Consider the following 21,819-nt stretch of genomic DNA (forward strand, 5'->3'; position numbering starts at 1 on the left):
AAGCAGCACCGGCACAATGGGGCCCCGCCGAACCGAGCCGAGGAGTGCCGTGCCCGAGAAGCTGACCGTCGACCTCCACCCGTTCTTCCGCAACGACCGGGACCTCGACGCCACGGTCCGCCGCACGATCTTCCGCGCGGCGAAGGAGCGGGTGCCGGTCGTCGAGTTCATCCCCGGCAAGGGGTCGGGCAAGCTCAAGAAACGCGTGCTGGCCATGCTCAACCAGCCGCACCTCAAGAAGCTCTACCGCAGCGTGGAAGCCGACGCGACCAACGAGGGCCGTGTCCTGGTGAGGTTCTGAGCAGCGGTCAGGCGGTGAGCCGCCGCTTCTCCTGACGCAGCCAGCCGTCGATCCACCAGCCGAGTTCGACCAGCACGATCCCCACCGCGGCGCAGGCCAGCCCGGACAGCGTGTACCCGACGTTGCCCGGATCCAGCAGGAAGATCTTCCGGCTCAGCGGCAACAGGAACATCAGCGCCGAGATCCCGACCATCGCGACGATCAGGCCGAGCCGCCACCAGGTGTAGGGGCGGGCGATGATCGCCAGCACCCACAGCGCGATGGCCATCAACGTGATCAGCGCGGTGGTGCTGGCCTGGACCTGCGCGGTCTCCCCCGCGTTCGCTCCGGGGTGGACGAGGAGGTAGGACACGAACGAGGCCGCCGCGATCACGACACCGGCGGGTACGGCCATCCGCATCACCCGGCCGACGAACCCGCCGCGGGCCCGGTCGTTGTTGGGTGCCAGCGACAGCACGAACGCGGGCAGGCCGATGGTGAACCAGCCGACGATGGTGACGTGCCGGGGCAGGAACGGGTACGGCAGCGCGTCGAAGCCGATCAGGCCGGGGATCCCGACCATCAGGGCGAGCAGCACCGAGTAGACGGTCTTGGTGAGGAACAGGTTGGCGACGCGCTCGATGTTGCCGATCACCCGCCTGCCCTCCCCCACGACGTGCGGGAGCGTGGCGAAGGCGTTGTCCAGCAAGACGATCTGGCCCACCGACCGGGTGGCCGGGCTGCCCGCGCCCATCGCCACGCCGATGTCGGAGTCCTTGAGCGCGAGGACGTCGTTCACGCCGTCGCCGGTCATCGCGACGGTGTGCCCGCGCGACTGCAGCGCCTTGACCATGGCCCGTTTCTGGGCCGGGGTGACACGGCCGAAGACCGCGCCCTGCTCGACGACGTCGGCCAGTTTTCCGGGATCCTCCGGCAGCGTGCGAGCGTCGACCGGGGCGTCGGCGCCGGGCAGGTCCAGCGAGCGGGCCACCGCGCCGACCGAGACGGCGTTGTCACCGGAGATCACCTTCACCGCAACACCCTGTGCGGCGAAGTAGTCCAACGTCGCCCTGGCGTCGCCGCGGATCTTCTGCTCCAGCACCACCAGCGCGACGGGCGTGACCGAACCGGGCGCGCCCTCGGCGTCGACCGGCTGCTCGACACGCGCGAGCAGCAGGACACGCAGGCCCTGTGCGCCGGTCTCCTCGGCCTCGGCCCGCTCGGCCGCGTCCGCGGGCAGGAGCACGTCGGGCGCGCCGAGCACCCAGTTGCCGTGCTCGCCGAAGCTCGCCCCGCTCCACTTCCGCGCCGAGGAGAACGGCGCGACGGCGGTGTGCTGCCAGCCGGGGTTGTCCGGGTAGGCCTCCGCGATGGCCTGCAGGCTCGCGTTGGGACGGGTGTCAGCCGCCGCGAGCGCGGCGAGCACGACGCCGGGCTCGGTGCCGCCGTTACCCAGCGGCCGCACCTCGGTCAGCCGCATGGCGTTCTCGGTCAGTGTGCCGGTCTTGTCCGCGCACACGACGTCGACCCTGGCCAGGCCCTCGATCGCGGGCAGCTCGTTGACCAGGCACTGCCGCCTGCCCAGCCGGACGACGCCGACCGCGAAGGCGATCGAGGTCAGCAGGATCAGCCCCTCGGGCACCATCGGGACGAGCGCCGCGACCATGCCGCGCAACGCGTCCGGCAGCGCCTGGTCGCCGGAGAGCTGGTTGTAGATCGACAACGCGCCCGCCGGGACCAGCAGGTAGGTGATGACCTTCAGGATCGTGTTGATGCCGTTGCGCAGCTCGGAGTTCACCAGCGTGAAGCGCCCGGCCTCTTCGGCCAGCTTCGCCGCGTACGCCTCCTTACCGACCTTCGTGGCGCGGTACGCCCCGCTGCCGGCCACCACGAAACTGCCCGACATCACCGGGTCGCCGGGGTTCTTGACGATCGGGTCGGATTCGCCGGTGAGCAGCGATTCGTCGACCTCCAGCGCCTCGGCCGCGAGGGCCTCGCCGTCCACCACGATCTGGTCGCCGGGACCGATCTCGATGACGTCGTCGGCGACGACCTCGTTCGGCGCCACCTCGGCGGTCTTCCCGTCGCGGCGCACCCGCGGCCGGACCTGGCCGACGATGGCGAGCTTGTCCAAGGTGCGCTTCGCGCGGAGTTCCTGGATGATGCCGATGACGCTGTTGGCCACGATCAGCCCGGCGAACAGGCCGTCCAGCAGGTACCCGGTCGAGAAGATGATCACCGCGAGCACCGCGAAGATCGCGTTGATCCGGGTGAACACGTTGGACCGCACCACGTCCCACGTGCTGCGGCTGGCCCGTGCCGGAACGTCGTTGGTCCGCCCGTTGGCGACTCGCTCGGCCACCTCGGCCGCGGTCAGTCCCCGCTCGACGTCCTGGATCAGCAGCCGTTCATCCCCTGACATGATCCCGACTTTACGCACATTCCGGGCAACACCGCCCCCCGAGGTCGGCTCCGGGCTCACCCGGCCACGTAAGCGGGCGACAGCTGGGCCAGATGGTCGGCCAGCATCCGCCGGGAAAGCCGCGCGACCTGGCCGAGCAGGGCGGGTGATCCGCCGGTGAGCAGGCCGAGCCCGCCGAGCAGCACCAGCATCCGGTCGGTCTCGTGCCGCGGGTCCACAGTGGACGGCAGTTCACCGGCGGCGACGGCGTCGGCGAAGACCTGGGTCAGCCACCCGGTCAACGCGCCGTACCCCGCCCCGCCGCCCTCTTTGGCGGTCAGCTCGTGCGCGGCGCGGTCGCCCCAGAAGGCGAGCCAGACCGTCCACGTCCGGAGCCGGGCCTCGTCGAGCGGGAGCAGTGCCTCGACGCCGCGGCGCACCGCCTCCAGCCCGGTCGCGTCGCTCACCGCGGCCAGCACCTGCTCGGTGGCCAGCCTGTTGTTGTAGCGCAGGACCGAGGACATCAGCTCGGCCTTGTCCTCGAAGTAGTGGGTGACCGAGCCGGTCGAAACACCGGCCTCGGCCGCGATCGCGCGCACGGTCGTCGCTTCGACGCCGTGCCGGGCGACCAGCCGCCACGCCCCGGCGGTGAGCCGGCGGCGGCATTCGGGGTCTCGGGTCCTGCGTGCCACCCCCGCAGTCTACTTACGTAACGAATGTTGCGTAACCAGCGTTGCGTAACGCTCGTTCTTACTGCACAGTAGGTAGCTGACCGAAGGCAAGGGGGCCTCATGACGGCAGCCGGACGCGGGCGATCGGGATCGGTGGCCGAGGTCGGGGTGCTGTTCGGATTCGCCGCCGACACCGCGGTCGCGGGCTGGCGGACCCTGTCCCGGCGCCGGTTCGCCTGGCGCGAGGCGCTGGAGCAGATGTGGTTCCTGGCCGGGGTCACCGCGGTCCCGGCGATCCTGGTGATGATCCCGTTCGGCGTGGTGGTGGCCGCGCAGGTCGGCGCGCTGACCGGGCAGATCGGCGCGCAGAGCTACAGCGGCGCGGTCGTCGGCCTGCTCGTCGTCGGCCAGGCCGCTCCCCTGGTCTGCGCCCTGATGATCGCCGGGGTCGGCGGTTCGGCGATGTGCGCGGACCTCGGCGCCCGCACGATCCGCGAGGAGACCGACGCGCTGGAGGTCATGGGCCTGTCGGTGCTGGAGCGGCTGGTGCTGCCGCGGATCGTCGCGGCGGTGGTCGTCACGATGCTGATGGACAGCCTCGTGATGGCCGTCGGGATCACCGCGAGCTTCCTGTTCCAGGTCGTGGCGCAGGGGGTGCCCGCCGGGAGTTTCCTCGGCACCCTCACCGATTTCGCCCATCTGTCGGACTTCCTGGTCTCGCAGCTCAAGTCGGCGGTGTTCGCGTTGCTCGCCGCGTCCGTCGCCTGTTTCAAGGGCATCACCGCGAAGGGCGGCCCCGACGGCGTCGGCAACGCGGTCAACGAAGCCGTCGTGCTGGCGTTCCTGCTCGTGTTCTTCGCGAACGTCGGGATCGGCGAGTTGTACGCGCTCACCGTGCCGCCGGACGGAGGTTTCTGATGGCCGTCCCCGTCATCGGCTCGCTCACCCAGCGCCTCCGTCCCCGGCTGCGCCGGAGCCTGCGCGGCTTCGCCGAAGCCGGGACGCAGTTCACTTTCTACCTCCGGGTCATCACCGACATCCCGTACGCGCTGGTGAAGCACTGGCGGCACATCCTGCGGCTGATCGCGCAGATCAGTTTCGGCTCGGCCACGCTGCTCGCCGGGGGCGGGAGCATCGGCGTGGTCTTCGCGATGAGCTTCGTGACCGGGTCCCAGATCGGGCTGGAGGGCTTCCGCGGCCTGGATCTCGTCGGGCTTTCACCACTGTCCGGGGCGATGTCGGGACTGGTGAACACCCGCGAACTGGCTCCCGTGGTGGCCGGGATCGCGCTGGCCGCCAAGGTCGGCACCGGGTTCACCGCGCAGCTCGGCGCGATGCGGATCGCCGAGGAGATCGACGCGCTCGACGCGATGTCCATCCGCTCGCTGCGGTTCCTGGTGACCACGCGGATGATCGCCGCGTTCTTCGCCGTCATCCCGCTCTACCTGGTCGGACTGTTCGGCTCGTACGTGGCGACCCGGCTCATCGTGGTGACCGCGAACGGCCAGTCCGGCGGGACCTACGACTACTACTTCCACCTCGTCCTGCCGCCGCAGGACATCGTGCTCTCGCTGGTCAAAGCCCTCGTCCTGGCGATGATCGTGACGATGGTCCACTGCTACTACGGCTACACCGCCACCGGCGGACCGGAAGGCGTCGGCAAGGCGGCGGGGCGGGCGCTGCGCACCAGCATCGTGCTGATCATGATCGCGGACATCCTGGTGACGTTCGCGCTCTGGGGTGTCTATCCGGAGCTGCCCGGGATGGGGGTGGCTCGATGAGCCGCCACACCACGTTGGTACTGCGCGGAATCCTGGCGTTCGCCGCGAGTGTCGCGCTGATCGTCACGGTCGTCGCGTACGGCAGCGGCGCGCTGAGCGGCGACCCGGAGCTGACCTCCGACATCCCGCCGCAGAGCGTCGGCGTCGCCGAACGGTCCACTGTGGAGTATCGCGGGGTCGTGGTCGGCACCGTCGAATCCGTGCACAGCGACGCGCGGCGCACGCGGCTCGGCCTGCGCATGGCACCGGAGCAGCTGACGAACATCCCCGCCGGGGTGCGCAGCCGGGTGCTGCCGCGGACGCTGTTCGGCGACCAGTACGTCGACCTCGTCCCGCCCGCACAATCGACCGGCGCGCGCCTGGACGTGTCCACGCCGATCCCCGCGGACACCTCCGGCGAGACCATCGAGCTGTACACGGCGTACAAACGCCTTTTCGACGTCCTGACCAAGGTCCGGCCCGCCAAGATCGACGCCGCGCTGTCCGCGGTGAGCAAGGCGCTTTCCGGACACGGCGAGCGGCTCGGCCGGATGATCGACCAGGTCCACGACCTCACCGACAGCGCACCGGCGCTACTGACCACGTTCGGCGACACGCTCGGCTTCCTCGCCGACCTCTCGGGCCAGCTCACCGCCGTCGCACCGCAGGGCGTGCAAGCGCTCAAGGACGCCACCGCGCTGAGCCAGGATCTGGTGAACCGGCGCGGTCAGCTCGAAGCCCTGCTCAGCGGCGGGCTGACGCTGTCCGACCAGGCCAGGCAAATCCTCGGCGACAACAAGGACCGGCTCATCCACCTCGTCGGCAACGGCGGCCGGATCCTCGATGTCACGGCGGACAACGCGAACGGGCTCAGCGGCCTCTACGACAGCTTCGGCACGCTCCTCAATGGACTGCAGGGGACACTGCGCACCGGGCGGCTGCCGGTGAACCTCGACGTCACCCTCGACCGGAACACCCCCTACACCGGCGCCGACTGCCCGCGCTACGGCTCGATCACCGGCCCGAACTGTGTTGCCGCACCGAAACCCGCTCCCCCGCCCGAGCCGCCGACGTTCGGCGGCTCGTCCGGGCCGGTCGGCAGCGCGCAGGAAGCCGCCGCGCTGGAGAAGTTCGCGAGCCGCCTCCCCGGCGCGCCCGAGCTGCCCGATCTGCGCCAGAGCATCCGCCAGGGCGTGCTTTCCCTGCTGGCGGGCCCGATCCTGCGAGGCAGCGAGGTGAAGCTGCCGTGAGGACGTTCCGTGCGGTGTTCCCGCCCCTGGTCAAGTTCGGTGTGTTCGCCGCGCTCTGCCTGCTGTGCACCGCGCTCGTGGCCAACACGCTGCACCGGCCGTTCGGCAGGCCGACGACCGGGTTCACCGCGGTGTTCGCCGACGCGCTCGGCGTCAAGCCTGGCAGCGAAGTGCGTGTCGCCGGTGTCCGTGTCGGCAAGGTGAACGCCGTCAGCCTGCGCGACGGCACGGCTTCGGTGTCGTTCGAAGTGACCGACGACCAGAAACTCCCCGCGGACACCACCGCCGTGATCCGGTACGCCGACCTTCTCGGCGCACGTTACGTCGCCCTCTCGCCGGGCGGCGGTGCCGTCGGCCCGCTCGCGCCGGGAGCGACGATCCCGTTGTCCCGCACCAAACCCGCCCTCGATCTCACCGTGCTGTTCAACGGGTTCAAGCCGATCTTCGACGTGCTGCGACCGGACGACGTCAACCAGCTGGCGAAGGAGATCGTCGCGGTGTTCCAGGGCGAGGGCCCGACGATCAACGCGCTGCTGTCCAAAGTGGTCTCACTGACCACCACGTTTTCCGGGCAGGACAAGCTGATCGGCGAGGTGCTGGCGAATCTCCGGCCGGTGCTGGACAGCGTGATCGGGCACGCGCAGGACTTCAAGGACCTCATCGCCGGGCTCGGCGTGCTGGCCGACGGGCTCGCCGGGAACCGGCAGCTCATCATGGACGCGCTCGAGGGCGGAACCCGGCTCGCGGGGACCGTCGCCGATCTGGTGCGGCAGGTCCAGCCGTCGGTGAACCACGATCTCGCGTCACTGACCGAGGTCGCACACGGCTTGGTGCGGAACGAAAAACCGATCACCGAAGCGTTGAAGGACCTGCCGGACCTGCTCGGCAAGGTCGACGCCATGCACAGCTACGGCAGCTGGACGAACGTCTACTTCTGCACCCTCGGCATCAAGATCGGCGGGCTCACGGTCGACCTCGGCGCCGGACCGCATTCGGAGGTGTGCCGATGAGGCGGCCGTTCCGCGAACGCGACCCGCTCAAGCTCGCGCCGGCCGGGACGCTCGTGCTCGCGCTGCTGGCCGCGCTCGCGATCGGCCTGCCGCAGGTCGTGTTCTACACCCGCACCACCGATTACACCGCCGAACTCGCCAACGCCGCCGGGCTCCGGCCGGACGACCAGGTCTTCGTCGCCGGCGTCCCGGCCGGGCGGGTCCGCGCGATCACCCTCGCCGGTGACCGGGTGCGCGTGGCCTTCCGGCTCGACGGCGGGCAGCCGCTCGGCGAGGCCACCACCGCCGGGGTCAAGATCCAGACCATCCTCGGAAAGCGGTATCTCGACGTCCATCCCGGCGGCACCGGGCGGCTCGCGGGTGGCGGCACGATCCCGCTCGCCAGGACGTCGGTGCCGTATTCGCTCGACGATCTCGGCCGCAACGCGGCGAGCACCACCCAGCAGCTCGACCTCGCCGGGCTGCACCGGATGATCACCACGTTGCAGGACAACGCCCCCGACGCGAAGCTGGCGGCCCAGGCACTGCAAGGCGTCGGGACCGCGACCGCCGTGTTCGACAAGTACCGCGAACAACTGCAGGCGCTGCTCAAGGGGGCCCAGCAGGTGACCGGGAGCCTGGTGAGCCAGCAGGACAGCCTCGTCAAGCTGCTCGGCGACACCGATCTGGTCACCAGCGCGCTCGTGCAGCGCAAGAACACCCTGAACACGCTCATCGCCGAGGTGGCGGACATCGCCGCCCGCATCAGGTCCATTGTGGACACCAACCGGCCGCTGATCGGCCCGATGCTGCAACGGCTCGACACCGTCGTGAGTGGACTGACCGCGCACCGGGCCGAACTCGACCGTGTGGTCACGATGCTCGCCCCCACCGGGCGCTACCTCGCCAACGCGAGCGGCAACGGTCCCTGGCTCGACGTCACCGGCCCGGCGGGCCCGCTCCCCGACAACCTGCTGTGCCTGGCCGGACTCGTGAAGGGATGCCGATGACCACTCGTCTCGTGGCCCTGCTGTGCGTCGCCGGTCTGCTGGTGGCCGGGGCGATCCTGTACCTGCGGCCCGAGCCGAAGACCACGGTGGTCGCCGAATTCGCGCAGGCCGAGGGCATCCATCCCGGCAGCAAGACCGCCATCCTCGGCGTGCCGATCGGCGAGGTGACCGCCGTCGACCCGCACGGCACCGGGGTGCGCGTCACCCTCTCCCTGCCCGCCGGGACGAAGGTTCCCGCCGCGGCGCAGGCGTGGGTCTTCTCGCCGGCGGTGATCAGCGACCAGTACGTCGAGCTGACCCCGGCCTACACCGGCGGCGAAACGCTCCCCGACGGCGGCGTCATCCCGCTCGGGCGCAGTCACGCACCGGTGAAATGGGACGACCTGATGAACTCGCTGAACCGGCTGCTCGCCACGTTCGCGCCGGGGGACGGGAAGTCCGGCGCCCCGATCGGCGAGCTGCTGGACTCGGCGGCGAAGCTGCTGAGCGGGCACGGCAAGGACTTCCGCGGCGCCGTCACCGGCGTGAGCCAGGCCAGCGGGTTCCTCGCCGGGCAGCTTCCCGACGTCGAGGCCCTGCTGACCACGCTCGGCACCCTTGTCTCCACTTTGGACAAGAACAAGGCCACAGTGGACCGGGTGACCGGCTCGGTCCGCGTCGCCGCCGACGAGTTCGGCAAGCAGCAGGGAACCATCACCGGCATGATCCAGAACCTGTCGGTGGTGCTCGACGACGTCGCGAAACTGCTGAAGGAGCACGGAACCACGCTCACCAAGGACGTCTCCCAGCTCGGGACCGTCGCCGGGGACATCGCGAAACGGCAGGGAGAACTGGCGGAAATCCTTGACACGCTGCCGTTGGCGGGCCAGAACCTGAGCAAGGCGATCTCGCCCGACGACCGGCTGCGCGTCCGGCTGGACGTGTCCACCAACCTCAGCCAGTTCGCGGCGGGACGGCAGCTGTGCGAGAAGTTCCCGATCCCGCTGTGCTCGGGCGCCGGGCTGATCAACCCGATCGCCTTCCCGCCCTCCGTGCCCGATCCGCTCGGCCTGCCCGCGCCCGCGCCGGGAGGTAAGTGATGCGCCGTCTCCAGGCCGGGCTCGGCTTCGCGCTGACCGCGACGCTCCTGGCGGGCTGCGGGGTCAGCCTGCAGAACCTCGACGTCGGCCGGGACGTCGACGGGCCGTCGTACGAGCTGACCGCCGTGTTCGGCGACGTGTCCGGGCTGCCGATCGGCGGGCAGGTGAAGCTCGGGCCGACGGCGGTCGGCCGGGTCGTGTCCGCGAGGTCGGAGAACTTCCAGGCCCACGTGGTGCTGCGGCTCCGCGACGACGTCCGGTTGCCGAAAGGCACCCGTGCCGAGCTGAAGCTGAGCACCGCGCTGGGCGATCAGTACGTCGACCTTCAGCCGCCGCCGAAACCCGGGCCGGACATCCTGGCCGCGGGCGCAGTCATCCCCGTCGCCGACACCGCGCGCGGCCCGGACATCGAGAACACCCTCGCGGTGCTCGGCACTGTGCTGAACAACAGCGGACTCGACCAGGCACGCACGATCATCACCGAGCTGAACACGATCCTCGGCGGGCGCGAGGACAAGATCCGCGACCTGCTGGCCAGGTCCACCACGATCCTGACCACTTTGGACAATCGCACCGCGGACTTCAAGCGCACGCTGGACTCGCTGAACCGGCTCAGCAAGGTGGCTTCGGACAACAAGGAACTCCTGGACACCGCGTTCGCCCGCATCACACCCGCGGTGAACCTGCTGCGCAGCCAGCAGGACTCGCTGACCGCGATGCTGGCGAGCCTGCCGCCGCTCGCGAAGTCCGCCGACGAAACCCTCGGGCGGACCAAGGACACGCTCGGCGGCATCGCGCGCGACCTCGGACCGGTCCTCGACCGGCTCAGCGGGTTCAGCGGCAGTCTCGGTGCCACGCTGGGCACGCTCAAATCCGTGACCGCCTTGGCGGGCAAGGCGATCCCCGGCGACTACCTCGACCTGAACCTCACCCTCGACGTGCCCAAATCGCTGATCTCGCTGTTCAGCCCGATCGTCAGCGCGCCTCCGCCGGACGGCGCCCCGGCCATCCCGCTGCCCGGTGGTCTCGGACAGCTGCTGCTGGGAGGAACGCGATGAGGACGCGTTTCAGCCGTCGCCTTCCCCTGGTGCAGTTGCTGGTGTTCGTGGCGATCGGCGCCTTCTGCACGATCTACCTCGCCGTCACCGCGGTCGGCCCTGCCGAGTTCCGCGCCGCCACCCACGTCACCGTCGAACTCCCCGACGCGGGCGGCATCTCCCCTGGCGCACCGGTCACCTATCACGGTGTACGTGCCGGGTCCGTCGATGCGGTGCGGCTGCGAGCCGACGGGCAGGGCGTCGACGCGGTCCTCAGCGTGGACGGGGCGTTGAAGATCCCGGCGAGCGCCGAAGTCGTCATCGCGCAGGACACCGCCGTCGCACTCAAGCACCTCGATCTGCGGCCCGGCACCGATTCCCCGCCCTACCTCACCGACGGCTCGACCATCCATTCCGGACAGACATCCGCGCCGGTGCCGCTGCAGACGGTGCTGGTGAACCTCATGAAGGTGACCGACAGCGTCAACCTCGACGACGTGTCCACGATCGCCGACGAACTGTCCGCCGGGCTCGACGGCACCGCGCCGCAGCTGGAGAACCTAACCGGCAAGGGCAGCGAGATCATCGAGGCACTGAACCGCATGCGGCCGTCCGTCACGACGTTGCTGGGCGACGCCAAGGACTTCCTCGGCGAGGGCACCTCGGCGCGGCTGCCGAAACTGGTCGACTCACTGAGCCGGATGACACGGGAGCTGCGCGATCTCGAACCCCAGGCCGCTCCGCTGCTCGACAAGGCACCCGGACTCGTCGAGCAGGTCATCCCGCTGGTGCAGGCCAACGCGCCGGGACTGCCGGTCCTGCTGGCGAATCTGGTGTCCGCTTCGGACGTGATCGCGGTCCGCACCCCCGCGCTGGCAGGCATGCTCACCGACGTCCCGAAGGGACTCGGCGATCTCGCCAAGGCGGGCCGGGGCGACCACGCCGCGATGACGCTCGTGCTGGCACAGGGCGGAATCTGCTACTACCCCGCCGAACGACGCCCCCCGACCGACACCACACCACGCGATCCCGCGCTCGACTTCCACTGCACCGGCGGGCAGACCGGCGGCCTCGGCGTCCGTGGCGCCGCGAACGCTCCCCGTCCGCCCGGCACACCCGCGCCGGTGGCCGCTCCCGGGAGTCCGCCGCGGGAACCACCGCCCGGCACGGCTTCCTGGCCCTCGCTGTATCTGCAAGGAGCACGCTGATGAAGAGTTCGACGAAGACGATCAAACGCCGCGTGACCGTGGCGGGTACGAAGACGCCGCCCCGCCCTGTTCCGTCACCGAAGCCACGCGAACCTGCCGACGTCGTGTCCGACGAAGCGAAGCCGGAGGACGCCGTACCCGAAGAAGCAGAGCCGGATGCTCCTGTGGTGCAAGAGGAATCCGACCACAAACCGTCCCGGCGCAAGCGGCTACACACGGCATTGAGTCCGAAAAGGATAGTGCTCGGCGTGGTCATCGTCCTGCTCGTGGCGGCCGCCGCGTTCACCGGCTGGCAGTGGTACCGGCACGGGGAACTGGAGACGGCGCGAGCCGACGCGACCACGGCCGCCGGGAAGTTCGCGCTGGATTTGACGACCTACGACTACACGAAGATCGACCAGAACTTCAAGACCGTCGCCGCGAACTCGACCCCCGGGTTTTCCCAGCAGTACCAGACGATCACGAGCAACCTGACCGGGGTGCTGACCCAGTACAAGGCGGTGTCGCAGAGCAAGCTCGTGCAGTCCGGCGTCGTCGACGCGAGCACCGGCCGCGCGGTGCTGCTGCTCGCCGTCGATCAGACGATCACCAACACCAACAGCCCCCAGCCCCGCGTCGAACGCAACCGGATGCAGCTGACGGTGCTCAAGCAGGACGGGCAGTGGCGCCTCGACGACATCAGGATGGTCTGACCCGGGTCGTCAGGCGGGCCGGGGCTTGAGCAGGTTCTCGACCAGGGTGCTCACCAGACCACGCGGAATGCCCGACCCGGTCAGTGCACAGTAGACGATCGGGCCGACCAGCGCGTCGAGCGCGGCGTCGAGGCCGAGTTCGGGCGAGATCTCGCCGTCGTCGGCCGCGCGCGCGAGCAGGTCGCGTTCCCGGTCACGGCGTGGACCGAGATAACGCTCGTGGAAGCTTTTGGCGGTCACGGGATTGTGCTGCGCCTCGGCGATGAGCGCGAGCAGGACCTTGCCCGCGGGGTCGCGGGTGAGGAATCGCGCGTAGCTCCGCAGGTAGCCGCGAATGCTTTCCGCGGTGGGCTTGTCCACCGGGACGGGGAACCGCTTTTCGCTGTCCTCGATGAGCGTGTCGAGGAGGATCTCGACCTTCGAGGGCCACCAGCGATAGATCGTCTGCTTGGCGACGCCGGCGCGACGTGCGATCGATTCGACGGTCAGCCCGCCGAAGCCGTTCTCGACGAGCAGATCGTCCGCGGCGTGCAGCACAGCCTGACGCGCGGCCTCGTCGCGCCGGTTGCCGGAACGCGTCCGGCGCGGCTGGGAGTTCACCTCGGGCATGCGGATCACCATACCCGGCGGCGGAGTCGTGACCCGGCGTGGCGGCGTGCTACTGTCTAGACGCAACGTCTCGTCTAAACAGAGTTTCCGCACGAAGGAGCACCTGTGTCCACCACGTCCCCCCGTCAAGCTCTCGTCATCGGCGCCTCGCGAGGCCTGGGGCTCGTCCTCGTCAACGAACTCGCCCAGCGCGGCTGGCAGGTCACCGCCACCACGCGCACCAGCGGCGGCGAGCTGCAAGCGGACGCCGACGCGTCGAACGGCAGGCTGACGGTCGAATCGCTGGAGATGACCAGCGCCGGGCAGCTGGCCGCGCTGCGCGAGCGGCTGTCCGGCCACCGGTTCGACCTGCTCTTCGTCAACGGCGCGATCGACCGGGGCGACCTCCCGATCAGCGAGGTCCCGACCGACATGTTCACCGAGGTGATGATCACCAACGCGCTGAGCCCGCTGCGTGTGCTCGAGGCCCTTCGCGACCTCGTCGTGCCCAGCGGAACCGTCGCGGTCATGTCCTCGGAGCAGGGCAGCATCTCGCAGAACGCCGAGGACGGCTACGAGCTGTACAAGGCCAGCAAGGCCGCGCTCAACCAGCTGATGCGCAGCTACGCCACCCGCTACGCCGGCGACGGGCAGACCAAGCTGCTCATCGACCCCGGCCACAACAAGACGCGACTCGGCGGGCCCGACGCGCCGCTGACCCCCGAGGAGAGCATCCCGGCCGTCGCCGACGTCCTCGAAGCGCAGGCAGGCGCACTCGGCCTGCAGTTCCTGGACCGCCACGGCGAGTCCGTCCCGTGGTGAGGCACCCGAGCGGGCTCACGCGTCCCAGGCGAGCGTGACCAGCTCACGTCCGGACGACCCGAGATCGGGCGGGACGTCCGGGCGGTGGCCGAGGTCGAGCAGCACCTGCCGGACCTCGTCCGAGGCCGAGAGCGGCAGGCAGAGCCGTCGCCGGGTCACCTCGACGAGTTCGGGGAACTTCGCGTGTTCCGGCTCGGGCGGGCGGCGCCAGCGGCTCACCTCGGGCTCGACGCCGAGTTCGCGCAAGGCCGCGACGCAGTCTTCGGCGGCGGGGCCTTCGGGGCGGGCGATCCCGTGGAAGTGTGTCCACAGTGGATTCAGTTCGGTGAGCGGATGCCGGGCCGCCAGCTCGGCGACCACCCGGCGGCGCGCGTGACCGGCCAACGCGGTCACGAACGGTTCGAGGTCGGGCACGTTGTAGAGGACGTTGCCGCAGACGACGACGTCGGCGATCCCGGTACGCGGCGCGACCTCGGGCCAGTGACCGGGCACCACCGTGACGGGCACCCCGAGGTCGCCGGCGTTGCGCGTGAACTCCTCCAGCAGGGCGGCATCACCGTCCACGGCGGTGATCGCGGAGACCTGGCCCGTCGCGGCCAGCGGCAGGCTCGTCGCTCCCGCGGCGGCGCCGACGTCCAGTACCGTCCCCGGTTCCGCCAGTGCCGCGAGGGCTTCCCGGTACGTCGCGCCGATCGGTGCGGCGAGCTGTTCGCGCGCACGGCGGCGGAACACCTCGCGAGGCAGTACCCAGGGCGTCTCGGCGGCCCTGGCCAGGATTTCCGGCGGGATCGCCCACTCCGCCAGTGCCGACGCCCATGCCTCGATCGCGCTCATCGCCGTCCATTTTGACCTCATCGGCGCGTAACCCACCAGATGGCGACTGTCCGTGTGCGCGTGGATTCCGCTGGTAGTATTCGATCACGATGAGGATGCGACCGGCAGCCCCGACGCGAAGCCGTGGTCTCGTGATCACGGCGGCGTTCCTGGTGCTGCTCGGCTACCTCGGGCTCCACGTCTCCCTGTGCTGCTTGAGCGAATCGGGCCCGGCGTCCGCCGTAGCCGCCGTGGCCGGTACCGAGCATCCGGGTGACTGCCACGACGAGCACGACCGGCACGCCCACGACCACACCGACGTCCTGTGCGCGCCCCCACGCGCCGACGACGGCGGCGCGCTGGCCGCCGTTCCCGCCGTGCTGCCGGCGGAAGCCGTGTTGCGCCCACCCCTTTCCCGGGTTTCCACCCGGCGGCGATGTCCATTCCGGAGCCGCCCCGGCCGGTCCCTGCTGCTCGACCTCTGTATCGCGCGGACCTGAGCGAGCCGCACCCGTTTCCCGCCCGCCCTTCCCCCACGTCCGCCGTGGGGTGGGCCGAGTCATGCCGGAAACGGGCTCCGCGACTCCCTGCCCTTCGTGCTCCGGCACGCGATACCGAGAAAGCCAACGCCATGAACAGCGTCATTTCCGCGCCCGTCGCGGCGCCGTCCTCCCCCGCGCGGCTGCTCACCAGCGCCGTCAGCTGCCACTCCCCCGCCACCGCCGTCGGCAACACCCCGGTGCTGTGGATCGGCGAACCCCTCGCCCCCGGCGGCCGCGGTTTCTGGGCGAAACTCGAAGGCCACAACCCCGGCGGCATGAAGGACCGTCCCGCACTGCACATGGTCCGGAAGGCCAGGGAGCGCGGCGATCTCGCTCCCGGCGCGCGTATCGTCGAATCCACCAGTGGCACGCTCGGGCTCGGCCTCGCGCTGGCGGGCATCGTGTACCGGCATCCGGTCACGCTGATCACCGACCCCGGGATGGAGCCGATCGTGCGGCGCTTGCTGGTCGCGCACGGCACCGAGGTCGACGTCGTCGCCGAACCCCACCAGACCGGTGGCTGGCAGCAGGCCCGCCGCGACCGGGTGCGGGAGGCGCTGGCCGCGCATCCCGGCTCGTGGAGCCCGGACCAGTACCACAATCCCGACAACGTCGAGGCCTACGCGTCGCTGGCGATGGAACTGCTGGCGCAGCTCGGCCGCGTCGACGTCCTCGTCTGCTCGGTCGGGACCGGCGGCCATTCCGCCGGAATCGTGCGGGTGCTCAAGGAGTTCAACCCGCACCTGCGGCTGGTCGGCGTCGACACGATCGGCTCGACGATCTTCGGCCAGCCCGCCCGCACACGCCTGATGCGGGGCCTGGGTTCGAGCATCTTCCCGCGCAACGTCGACTACTCCGCCTTCGACGAGGTCCACTGGGTCGCACCCGGCGAAGCCGTCGCGACGTGCCGCAGGCTCGCGGCCACGCATCACGCCACCGGCGGCTGGAGTGTCGGCTCCGTCGCGCTGGTCGCGGGCTGGCTGGCCCGGACCGAGGACCAGCACGTCCGGATCGCCGCCGTGTTCCCTGACGGCCCGCACCGCTACTTCGACACCGTCTACAACGACGCGTACTGCGCGACGCACGGCCTTCTCGACGTCGAACCCGCCGAGCATCCCGAAACGATCGAGCACTGCGACGAACGCGAAGTCACCCGGTGGACGCGCTGCGCCGACGTCACCGACCCGGCCGGGGCGGCCCGATGAAGCTGCTCACCGAATTCCGCTCGTTCGACCGCCCGAGCAGGCTGCTGATGGTCAACCAGTTCACCATCAACGTCGGCTTCTACATGCTCATGCCCTACCTCGCCGGGTATCTCGCGGGCCCCCTCGGCCTCGCGGGCTGGGCGATCGGGCTGGTGCTGGGGGTCCGCAACTTCTCACAGCAGGGCATGTTCCTGGTCGGCGGCACGCTGGCCGACCGGTTCGGCTACAAACCGCTGATCGTCGCGGGCTGTGTGCTGCGCACTGGCGGGTTCGCCCTGCTGGGCTTGGTGGACACGCTCCCGGCGCTGATCGTCGCGTCGGCCGCCACCGGGTTCGCCGGTGCGTTGTTCAACCCGGCCGTCCGCGCGTATCTCGCCGCCGACGCGGGTTCGCGCCGTGTCGAGGCCTTCGCGTTGTTCAACGTGTTCTACCAGGGCGGGATCCTGCTCGGCCCGCTCGTCGGCCTGGCGCTGACCGCGTTCGACTTCCGGCTGACCTGCCTCGCCGCGGCCGCCGTGTTCGCCGCACTGACCGTCCTCCAGCTCCGCGCGCTACCCGCCCGCGCCACCCGTGACCCGGCCGAGGAACGCCGCTCGGTCCTGCACGACTGGCGGACCGTGCTGGCCAACCGCCCCTTCGTGGTCTTCGCGCTGGTGATGGTCGGCTCGAATGTCCTGACGTTCCAGGTCTACCTCGCGCTTCCCTTGCAGGCCAAGGCGATCGCGGGTTCGGGCACGGCTCTCGTGACCGCGCTGTTCGTGGTGTCCGGCGCGGTCGCGATCGCCGGGCAGCTGCGCGTCACCGCGTGGTTCCGGCGGCGCTGGGCACCCGGCCGCTGCCTGGTCATCGGCATGGCGCTGCTCGCGATCGCGTTCCTGCCCCCGCTGGTGGCCACCGACCGCACCGGCCCCGGTGGGCAGGCGGGCGCGGCGGCCGCGTTGCTGCTGACCGCCGCGCTGCTCGCGCTCGGCACGGCGGCGATCTTCCCGTTCGAGATGGACACCATCGTCGGCCTCGCGGGAGAACGCCTGGTGGCCACGCACTACGGCTTCTACAACACGATCGTCGGCGTCGGCATCCTGCTCGGGAACCTGTTCACCGGCAGCGTTTTCGACCTCGCCCGCGCGGCAGGGTACCCATGGCTGCCGTGGGCCGGGCTCGTGTCACTCGGCGTGGTCTGCGGCGCGGGACTGTACACATTGGACCGTCGGCGCGTCCTGGCACCTGTTTCGTAGCCGGGGCCGGTCGCCTTCAGTGCCGTGAAGGACTCCTTACCGGCGCCCAGTGCCGGTAAGGAGTCCTTCACGGCCGGAATCTGGTTCTACCTCGTAGCTTACGTTGTATGCTAGCGTGACGCGGCACACAGCGAAGTGCCGATCGGGAGGAGCGCGGTGGCCGGGCAGCGCACCCCTCGGGGGACCCTCAGCCGGGACAAGATCGTCGCGGCGGCCGTCGAGGTGCTCGGCCGGGACGGGCTCGACGGCGTCACCATGCGGTCGGTCGCGAACGTCCTCGACGTCAACGCGATGTCGTTGTACCGGCACTTCCACGCCAAGGAGGATCTGCTCCTCGCGCTCGTCGACGAGCTGATGGCCGGGCTGCCGCTGCCGCCCCCCGGCACGCCACCGGTCGAGGCGGTCAGGGAGATCGTGCGGGCGCATTTCGCGCTGCTGCTGCGGTATCCCGGGCTGCATCTGGTCGACACCGGCAACATGCCGGCGCGCGGCCAGCTCCGGGTGAGCGAACGGCTCTACGCCGCCCTGCTCGAGTCCGGAATGGACATTCCCGGCGCGGTCGGCCTGCTGGCGGTGATCCAGCGTTTCGTCGTCGGCTGCGCGTTCCGCTATCCCGCCCGGCACGACTGGGACCACAACCTCGTGTACTGGAACGAGGTCCGTGCCTCGCTCGCGAAGCTCCCCGCGGACGACTACCCGACGCTCCGGAAGCTCGGCGCCGGTCTCGACGACGCGATGCGCACCCAGGAAGAGATCTTCGAGGAAGGCCTCGACGCCCTCCTCGCCCCGCTGAGCGTCCGGACGAGGAGGCGATGACCTGTGACCGAAGGGCACCGACCGAGCCTGGGCCGGGTCGTCGACGACCTCGGGAGCACGCTGTTGAAGGTGGTCGCCGGCCCGCCCGAACCCGATCTGCGGGTCAGCTCGGTGTCGATCTACGACCCGGCGGACGGCGTCACCGTCGCGCCGGGCGGGATCCTGCTCGGCGTCGGGGTCACCGACATCGCGACGGTCGCCTCGCTGCTGGCCCAGCTCGAGCGGTGCGCGGGCGCGGCGTTGCTGCTCAAGACCCCGGCGCCGCTGGACGACGGCATCCGCGAAACCGCGCTGCGAAGCGGTGTCTGCGTCCTGGAAGTGAGCCGGGCCGCGTCCTGGGAGCAGCTCGTCGTCCTGCTGCGTACCCTGCTGGATCCCCCCGAGTTCGGCGACCCGGACGAGGAGATCGCGGGCTATCCGACCGGGGACCTGTTCCAGCTGGCCAACGCGGTGGGCGCGCTGCTGGACGCGGCGGTCACCATCGAGGACCGCTCCTCCCGGGTGCTCGCGTTCTCCAGCGGGCAGGAGAACACCGACGAGGGCCGTGTCGAGACCGTGCTGGGCCGCCAGGTTCCCGAACGGCACACCCGCACGCTGACCGAGATGGGGATCTTCCATCAGCTCTACCGCAGCAAGGAACCGGTGTACGTCCCGGCGATCACCGACAGCGCGCTCCCGCGGACGGCGATCGCGGTCCGCGCCGGTGACGAGGTGCTCGGCTTCCTGTGGGCGGTCGTGTCCGAACCGCTGACCGAACACCGCAAACAGGCCTTCGTCGACGCCACCAAGATCGTCGCCCTGCACCTGCTCCGCGAGCGCGCGGGCTCGTCGGTCGACGCCCGGCTGCGCGCCGAACTCGTGGCCCGGTTGTTCGACAGGAGCGGCGATCCCGCCGAGGCCGCCCGGCGGCTCGGAGTGCGCGACAAGCCGGTGTGCGTCCTCGGCCTCGAACTCGCCGACACCACGGACGACGACGTCAAGCGGGCGGCGGAGATCCGGCGCGTCGCCGACGCGCTGGCGCTGCACCTGAGCGCGCTGCACCGCTCCGCCGCCGCGACGACACTGGGCGACGTCGTCTACGGCCTGCTCCCGGTGTCCGGGAAGTCCGACGGCGAAGTCATGGCGCTGCGTGTCGCGGAGGACTTCCTGGAGCGCATGGGAACCCGGGTCGCGCTCCGTGTCGGCATCGGCCGGGTGGCCTGCGCGCCGGAGGGCATCGTCCGCTCGCGCGCCGACGCCGACGTCGTGCTCCGGGTCCTGCGCGAGACCGGCCGGGCCGAACGCTGCGCCACGGTCCGGTCGGTGCGTCTCGACCTGTTGTTGTTGCGCCTGGCCGAAATCTCGGACCGCGACGACGAAGGCGAGCACGACGACTCCGGTGCGGTCACGAGCCTGCTGGCCTACGACGCCGAGCACCGCTCGGACTTCACCGGCACCCTCGCCGCCTACCTCGAAGCCTTCGGCGACATCGCGAAGGCGTCCGCCGCGGTGCACATCCACCCCAACACCTTCCGGTACCGGCTCAACCGGCTGTGCGAGATCAGCGGACTCGACCTCACCGATCCCGACGCCCGCTTCGAGGCGCTCATCGATCTGCGGCTGCACCGGCTGCGGCAGGTGCCCGCCGCCGGGTGAACGCCACCTGACCACCGCCCGGTCCGTGGGTTGTCCACTCGGTGAAGTCCACGACCGGAGCGGACCGCTTTCGTGCGTTCTCACGAAGTGGCGTGGGTCACCGCCTGCCTACTCTGCTCCCGATCACCTCATGAGGCTGGCCCCGTAGGCGAAGGCGGTACCGCTCCATGCTGACGAGATTTCCCTTGCTGGGCGCCATCGTCATGGCCGCCGCGCTCCTGACCGGCTGTACCGGAGGATCGACCGGAGCCACGGGACCGCGTGCCGCGACCGACGCCGACGTCCCGCTCATCACGTGGGCGGCGAGCGGCCCGCCGCGCTCGCTCGACATCGCACACGCCCTCGACACGCGGTCGGAGTTGCCCATCGTCGCGGCGTTCGACGCCTTGCTGACCCTCGACACCGAAGGCCGGCTTCAGCCGGGCCTGGCCAAGTCGTGGTCTTCCCCCGATCCACTGACCTACGTCTACCAGCTGCGCACCGACGTCAAGTTCTGGAACGGCACGCCCATGACCGCCGAGGACGTCGCGTACTCGCTCGCGCGGCAGGCCGATCCGGCGAGTGGCGCCGAAAGCGCGTTGTACCTGCCCGCGGTGAAGAGCGTGGACGTCACCGGGCCGGCGGAGGTCACCGTCAAGCTCTCCCGCCCGGACGCGTTGTTCCAGTACGTGCCCGCCATCGTGTGGTTCGTCCAGCAGAAGGCGTACGTCCAGACGGCGGGCAAGGATCTCGGCACCGGGCAGAAACCCGGCATGGGCACCGGCGCCTACCAGGTCACGTCGTTCTCCACCGACGGTGTCCTCTTGCGACGGAACGACGGCTACTGGGGCAAGCGGCCGAAGGTGGCCGAAGTGGACATCAAGGTCATCCCGGACCCGGACGCGCTGCGGCTGGCGATGCAGTCCGGCGCGGTGGACGGCACCTTCGACTTCCCGGTGCAGCGGGCCCGGCAGTGGGAACAGACCCGCGGTGTGGCGACGGTGTTCCCGCAGTCACCCGGCTCGATGTACCTGTCGTTCGACATCACCAAGCCGCCCTTCGACGATGTCCATGTGCGGCGCGCGATCGCCGCGGCCGTCGACCGCCAGGGCCTGCTCCAGCCCGCCTTCGGCGGAAAGGCCACGCTCGCGGCGAGCATGTTCTCCGGTGTCCAGCTCACTTCCACCCTGGGACGGGAGAAGGCCGATCAGCTCACGAAGTCGGTTCCCTGGCAGGTGTTCGACCTCGCCAAGGCCCGTGCCGAGCTCGCCCAGTCGGCCCACCCGCAGGGATTCACGGCCGAGGTACCGTTCACCACCAGCCAGCCGTGGGCCCAGCTGACGCTGGAAAACCTGGCGACCAACCTGGCACCGCTCGGGATCAAGCTGAATCTCAAGGCGCTGCCGGACCAGCAGTGGGTCGCGCAGCTCTACGCGCATCAGAACCTGGGCATGCAGATTCTCCGTGCGAGCGGTGGGACGCCGTACGCGGGTGAGATGGCGGGCGTCCTGTACGGCAGGAAGTCGGCCGGTCCCAACGGGTTGAACACCGCGAACTTCTTCCCCGACGACGTCCAGCGGGTCCTCACCCAGCTGACCGAACCCGCGAGCACCGACCAGCGCGCCGAACAGCTCGGGACTCTCATGCGCGCCACCGCCGAGCAGCTGCCCTACGTCCCGCTGTTCGAAGCGAAGACGGGGATCGCCATCGCGGACCGGCTCACCTTCGACCCGCCCATCAGCACCGACATTTCCTTGACGGGTAACTGGGTTTCGCTGATCAGGGCGGCCGCGAAATGACCGGGGGC

At 70.3% G+C, this 21,819-nt stretch carries 21 protein-coding genes; 17 read left to right on the plus strand and 4 right to left on the minus strand.

Annotated features, from left to right (window positions below):
• The first annotated feature begins 49 nt into the window (after positions 1-49).
• The gene (locus tag ACFW0G_RS33095) at positions 50-301 is read left to right on the plus strand and encodes a Smr/MutS family protein (RefSeq protein ID WP_378329389.1); all 252 of its coding nucleotides are present in this window, start codon (positions 50-52) and stop codon (positions 299-301) included.
• Positions 302-308: 7 nt separating this feature from the next.
• On the opposite strand, the gene ACFW0G_RS33100 is transcribed toward ACFW0G_RS33095, so the two are convergent.
• Positions 309-2,702 carry an HAD-IC family P-type ATPase gene (locus tag ACFW0G_RS33100; RefSeq protein ID WP_378329390.1) on the minus strand — a complete coding sequence of 798 codons (2,394 nt, stop codon included), beginning with the start codon at positions 2,700-2,702 and terminating at the stop codon, positions 309-311.
• Between the two features lie 56 nt (positions 2,703-2,758).
• Positions 2,759-3,373 carry a TetR/AcrR family transcriptional regulator gene (locus ACFW0G_RS33105; RefSeq protein ID WP_378329391.1) on the minus strand — a complete coding sequence of 205 codons (615 nt, stop codon included), beginning with the start codon at positions 3,371-3,373 and terminating at the stop codon, positions 2,759-2,761.
• Positions 3,374-3,472: 99 nt separating this feature from the next.
• Here ACFW0G_RS33105 and ACFW0G_RS33110 point away from each other — a divergent pair, with 99 nt between their 5' ends.
• The 9 genes from ACFW0G_RS33110 to ACFW0G_RS33150 are packed head-to-tail and all read left to right on the plus strand — an operon-like array spanning position 3,473 to position 12,377.
• Positions 3,473-4,270: an MlaE family ABC transporter permease gene (locus ACFW0G_RS33110; RefSeq protein WP_378329392.1), complete on the plus strand. Its 798-nt coding sequence runs from the start codon at positions 3,473-3,475 to the stop codon at positions 4,268-4,270.
• Complete coding sequence (locus tag ACFW0G_RS33115) at positions 4,270-5,133, plus strand: MlaE family ABC transporter permease (protein WP_378329393.1); 864 nt, start codon at positions 4,270-4,272, stop codon at positions 5,131-5,133. Before ACFW0G_RS33110 ends, ACFW0G_RS33115 begins: the two co-directional genes overlap by 1 nt.
• Positions 5,130-6,362: an MCE family protein gene (locus ACFW0G_RS33120; protein WP_378329394.1), complete on the plus strand. Its 1,233-nt coding sequence runs from the start codon at positions 5,130-5,132 to the stop codon at positions 6,360-6,362. The genes ACFW0G_RS33115 and ACFW0G_RS33120 overlap by 4 nt, the downstream gene beginning before the upstream one ends.
• Positions 6,359-7,372: an MCE family protein gene (locus ACFW0G_RS33125; RefSeq protein WP_378329395.1), complete on the plus strand. Its 1,014-nt coding sequence runs from the start codon at positions 6,359-6,361 to the stop codon at positions 7,370-7,372. Before ACFW0G_RS33120 ends, ACFW0G_RS33125 begins: the two co-directional genes overlap by 4 nt.
• Positions 7,369-8,361: an MCE family protein gene (locus ACFW0G_RS33130; RefSeq protein WP_378329396.1), complete on the plus strand. Its 993-nt coding sequence runs from the start codon at positions 7,369-7,371 to the stop codon at positions 8,359-8,361. The genes ACFW0G_RS33125 and ACFW0G_RS33130 overlap by 4 nt, the downstream gene beginning before the upstream one ends.
• Positions 8,358-9,440, plus strand: coding sequence for an MCE family protein (locus ACFW0G_RS33135; protein WP_378329397.1), 1,083 nt, complete (start codon positions 8,358-8,360; stop codon positions 9,438-9,440). Before ACFW0G_RS33130 ends, ACFW0G_RS33135 begins: the two co-directional genes overlap by 4 nt.
• Positions 9,440-10,498, plus strand: a complete 1,059-nt coding sequence (locus tag ACFW0G_RS33140) for an MCE family protein (protein ID WP_378329398.1) — start codon at positions 9,440-9,442, stop codon at positions 10,496-10,498. Before ACFW0G_RS33135 ends, ACFW0G_RS33140 begins: the two co-directional genes overlap by 1 nt.
• Complete coding sequence (locus ACFW0G_RS33145; protein ID WP_378329399.1) at positions 10,495-11,685, plus strand: MlaD family protein; 1,191 nt, start codon at positions 10,495-10,497, stop codon at positions 11,683-11,685. Before ACFW0G_RS33140 ends, ACFW0G_RS33145 begins: the two co-directional genes overlap by 4 nt.
• A complete protein-coding gene (locus tag ACFW0G_RS33150) occupies positions 11,685-12,377 on the plus strand; it encodes a hypothetical protein (protein WP_378329400.1) in 693 nt (230 codons plus the stop codon). Before ACFW0G_RS33145 ends, ACFW0G_RS33150 begins: the two co-directional genes overlap by 1 nt.
• 9 nt (positions 12,378-12,386) lie before the next feature.
• On the opposite strand, the gene ACFW0G_RS33155 is transcribed toward ACFW0G_RS33150, so the two are convergent.
• The gene (locus ACFW0G_RS33155) at positions 12,387-12,986 is read right to left on the minus strand and encodes a TetR/AcrR family transcriptional regulator (protein ID WP_378329401.1); all 600 of its coding nucleotides are present in this window, start codon (positions 12,984-12,986) and stop codon (positions 12,387-12,389) included.
• A gap of 105 nt (positions 12,987-13,091) precedes the next feature.
• Between ACFW0G_RS33155 and ACFW0G_RS33160 the strand changes: the two genes are divergently transcribed.
• A complete protein-coding gene (locus ACFW0G_RS33160) occupies positions 13,092-13,787 on the plus strand; it encodes an SDR family NAD(P)-dependent oxidoreductase (protein ID WP_378329402.1) in 696 nt (231 codons plus the stop codon).
• Between the two features lie 15 nt (positions 13,788-13,802).
• Here the strand turns inward: ACFW0G_RS33160 and ACFW0G_RS33165 are convergent, their stop codons facing one another.
• Complete coding sequence (locus ACFW0G_RS33165) at positions 13,803-14,621, minus strand: class I SAM-dependent methyltransferase (RefSeq protein ID WP_378329403.1); 819 nt, start codon at positions 14,619-14,621, stop codon at positions 13,803-13,805.
• Positions 14,622-14,710: 89 nt separating this feature from the next.
• Between ACFW0G_RS33165 and ACFW0G_RS33170 the strand changes: the two genes are divergently transcribed.
• The 6 genes from ACFW0G_RS33170 (at position 14,711) to ACFW0G_RS33195 (ending at position 21,811) form a co-directional block, all read left to right on the plus strand.
• Positions 14,711-15,100 carry a hypothetical protein gene (locus tag ACFW0G_RS33170; RefSeq protein ID WP_378329404.1) on the plus strand — a complete coding sequence of 130 codons (390 nt, stop codon included), beginning with the start codon at positions 14,711-14,713 and terminating at the stop codon, positions 15,098-15,100.
• Positions 15,101-15,231: 131 nt separating this feature from the next.
• Entirely contained in the window at positions 15,232-16,347 is a 1,116-nt protein-coding gene (locus ACFW0G_RS33175; protein ID WP_378329405.1) for a PLP-dependent cysteine synthase family protein, read from the plus strand.
• Positions 16,344-17,582 carry an MFS transporter gene (locus ACFW0G_RS33180; protein ID WP_378329406.1) on the plus strand — a complete coding sequence of 413 codons (1,239 nt, stop codon included), beginning with the start codon at positions 16,344-16,346 and terminating at the stop codon, positions 17,580-17,582. The genes ACFW0G_RS33175 and ACFW0G_RS33180 overlap by 4 nt, the downstream gene beginning before the upstream one ends.
• Positions 17,583-17,738: 156 nt before the next feature.
• The gene (locus ACFW0G_RS33185) at positions 17,739-18,398 is read left to right on the plus strand and encodes a TetR/AcrR family transcriptional regulator (RefSeq protein WP_378329407.1); all 660 of its coding nucleotides are present in this window, start codon (positions 17,739-17,741) and stop codon (positions 18,396-18,398) included.
• Positions 18,399-18,401: 3 nt separating this feature from the next.
• Positions 18,402-20,033, plus strand: a complete 1,632-nt coding sequence (locus tag ACFW0G_RS33190) for a PucR family transcriptional regulator (RefSeq protein ID WP_378329408.1) — start codon at positions 18,402-18,404, stop codon at positions 20,031-20,033.
• Positions 20,034-20,200: 167 nt separating this feature from the next.
• Positions 20,201-21,811, plus strand: coding sequence for an ABC transporter substrate-binding protein (locus ACFW0G_RS33195; RefSeq protein ID WP_378329409.1), 1,611 nt, complete (start codon positions 20,201-20,203; stop codon positions 21,809-21,811).
• Positions 21,812-21,819 lie beyond the last annotated feature (8 nt).

Source organism: Amycolatopsis sp. NPDC058986 (assembly GCF_042741125.1).
Taxonomy (GTDB): domain Bacteria; phylum Actinomycetota; class Actinomycetes; order Mycobacteriales; family Pseudonocardiaceae; genus Amycolatopsis.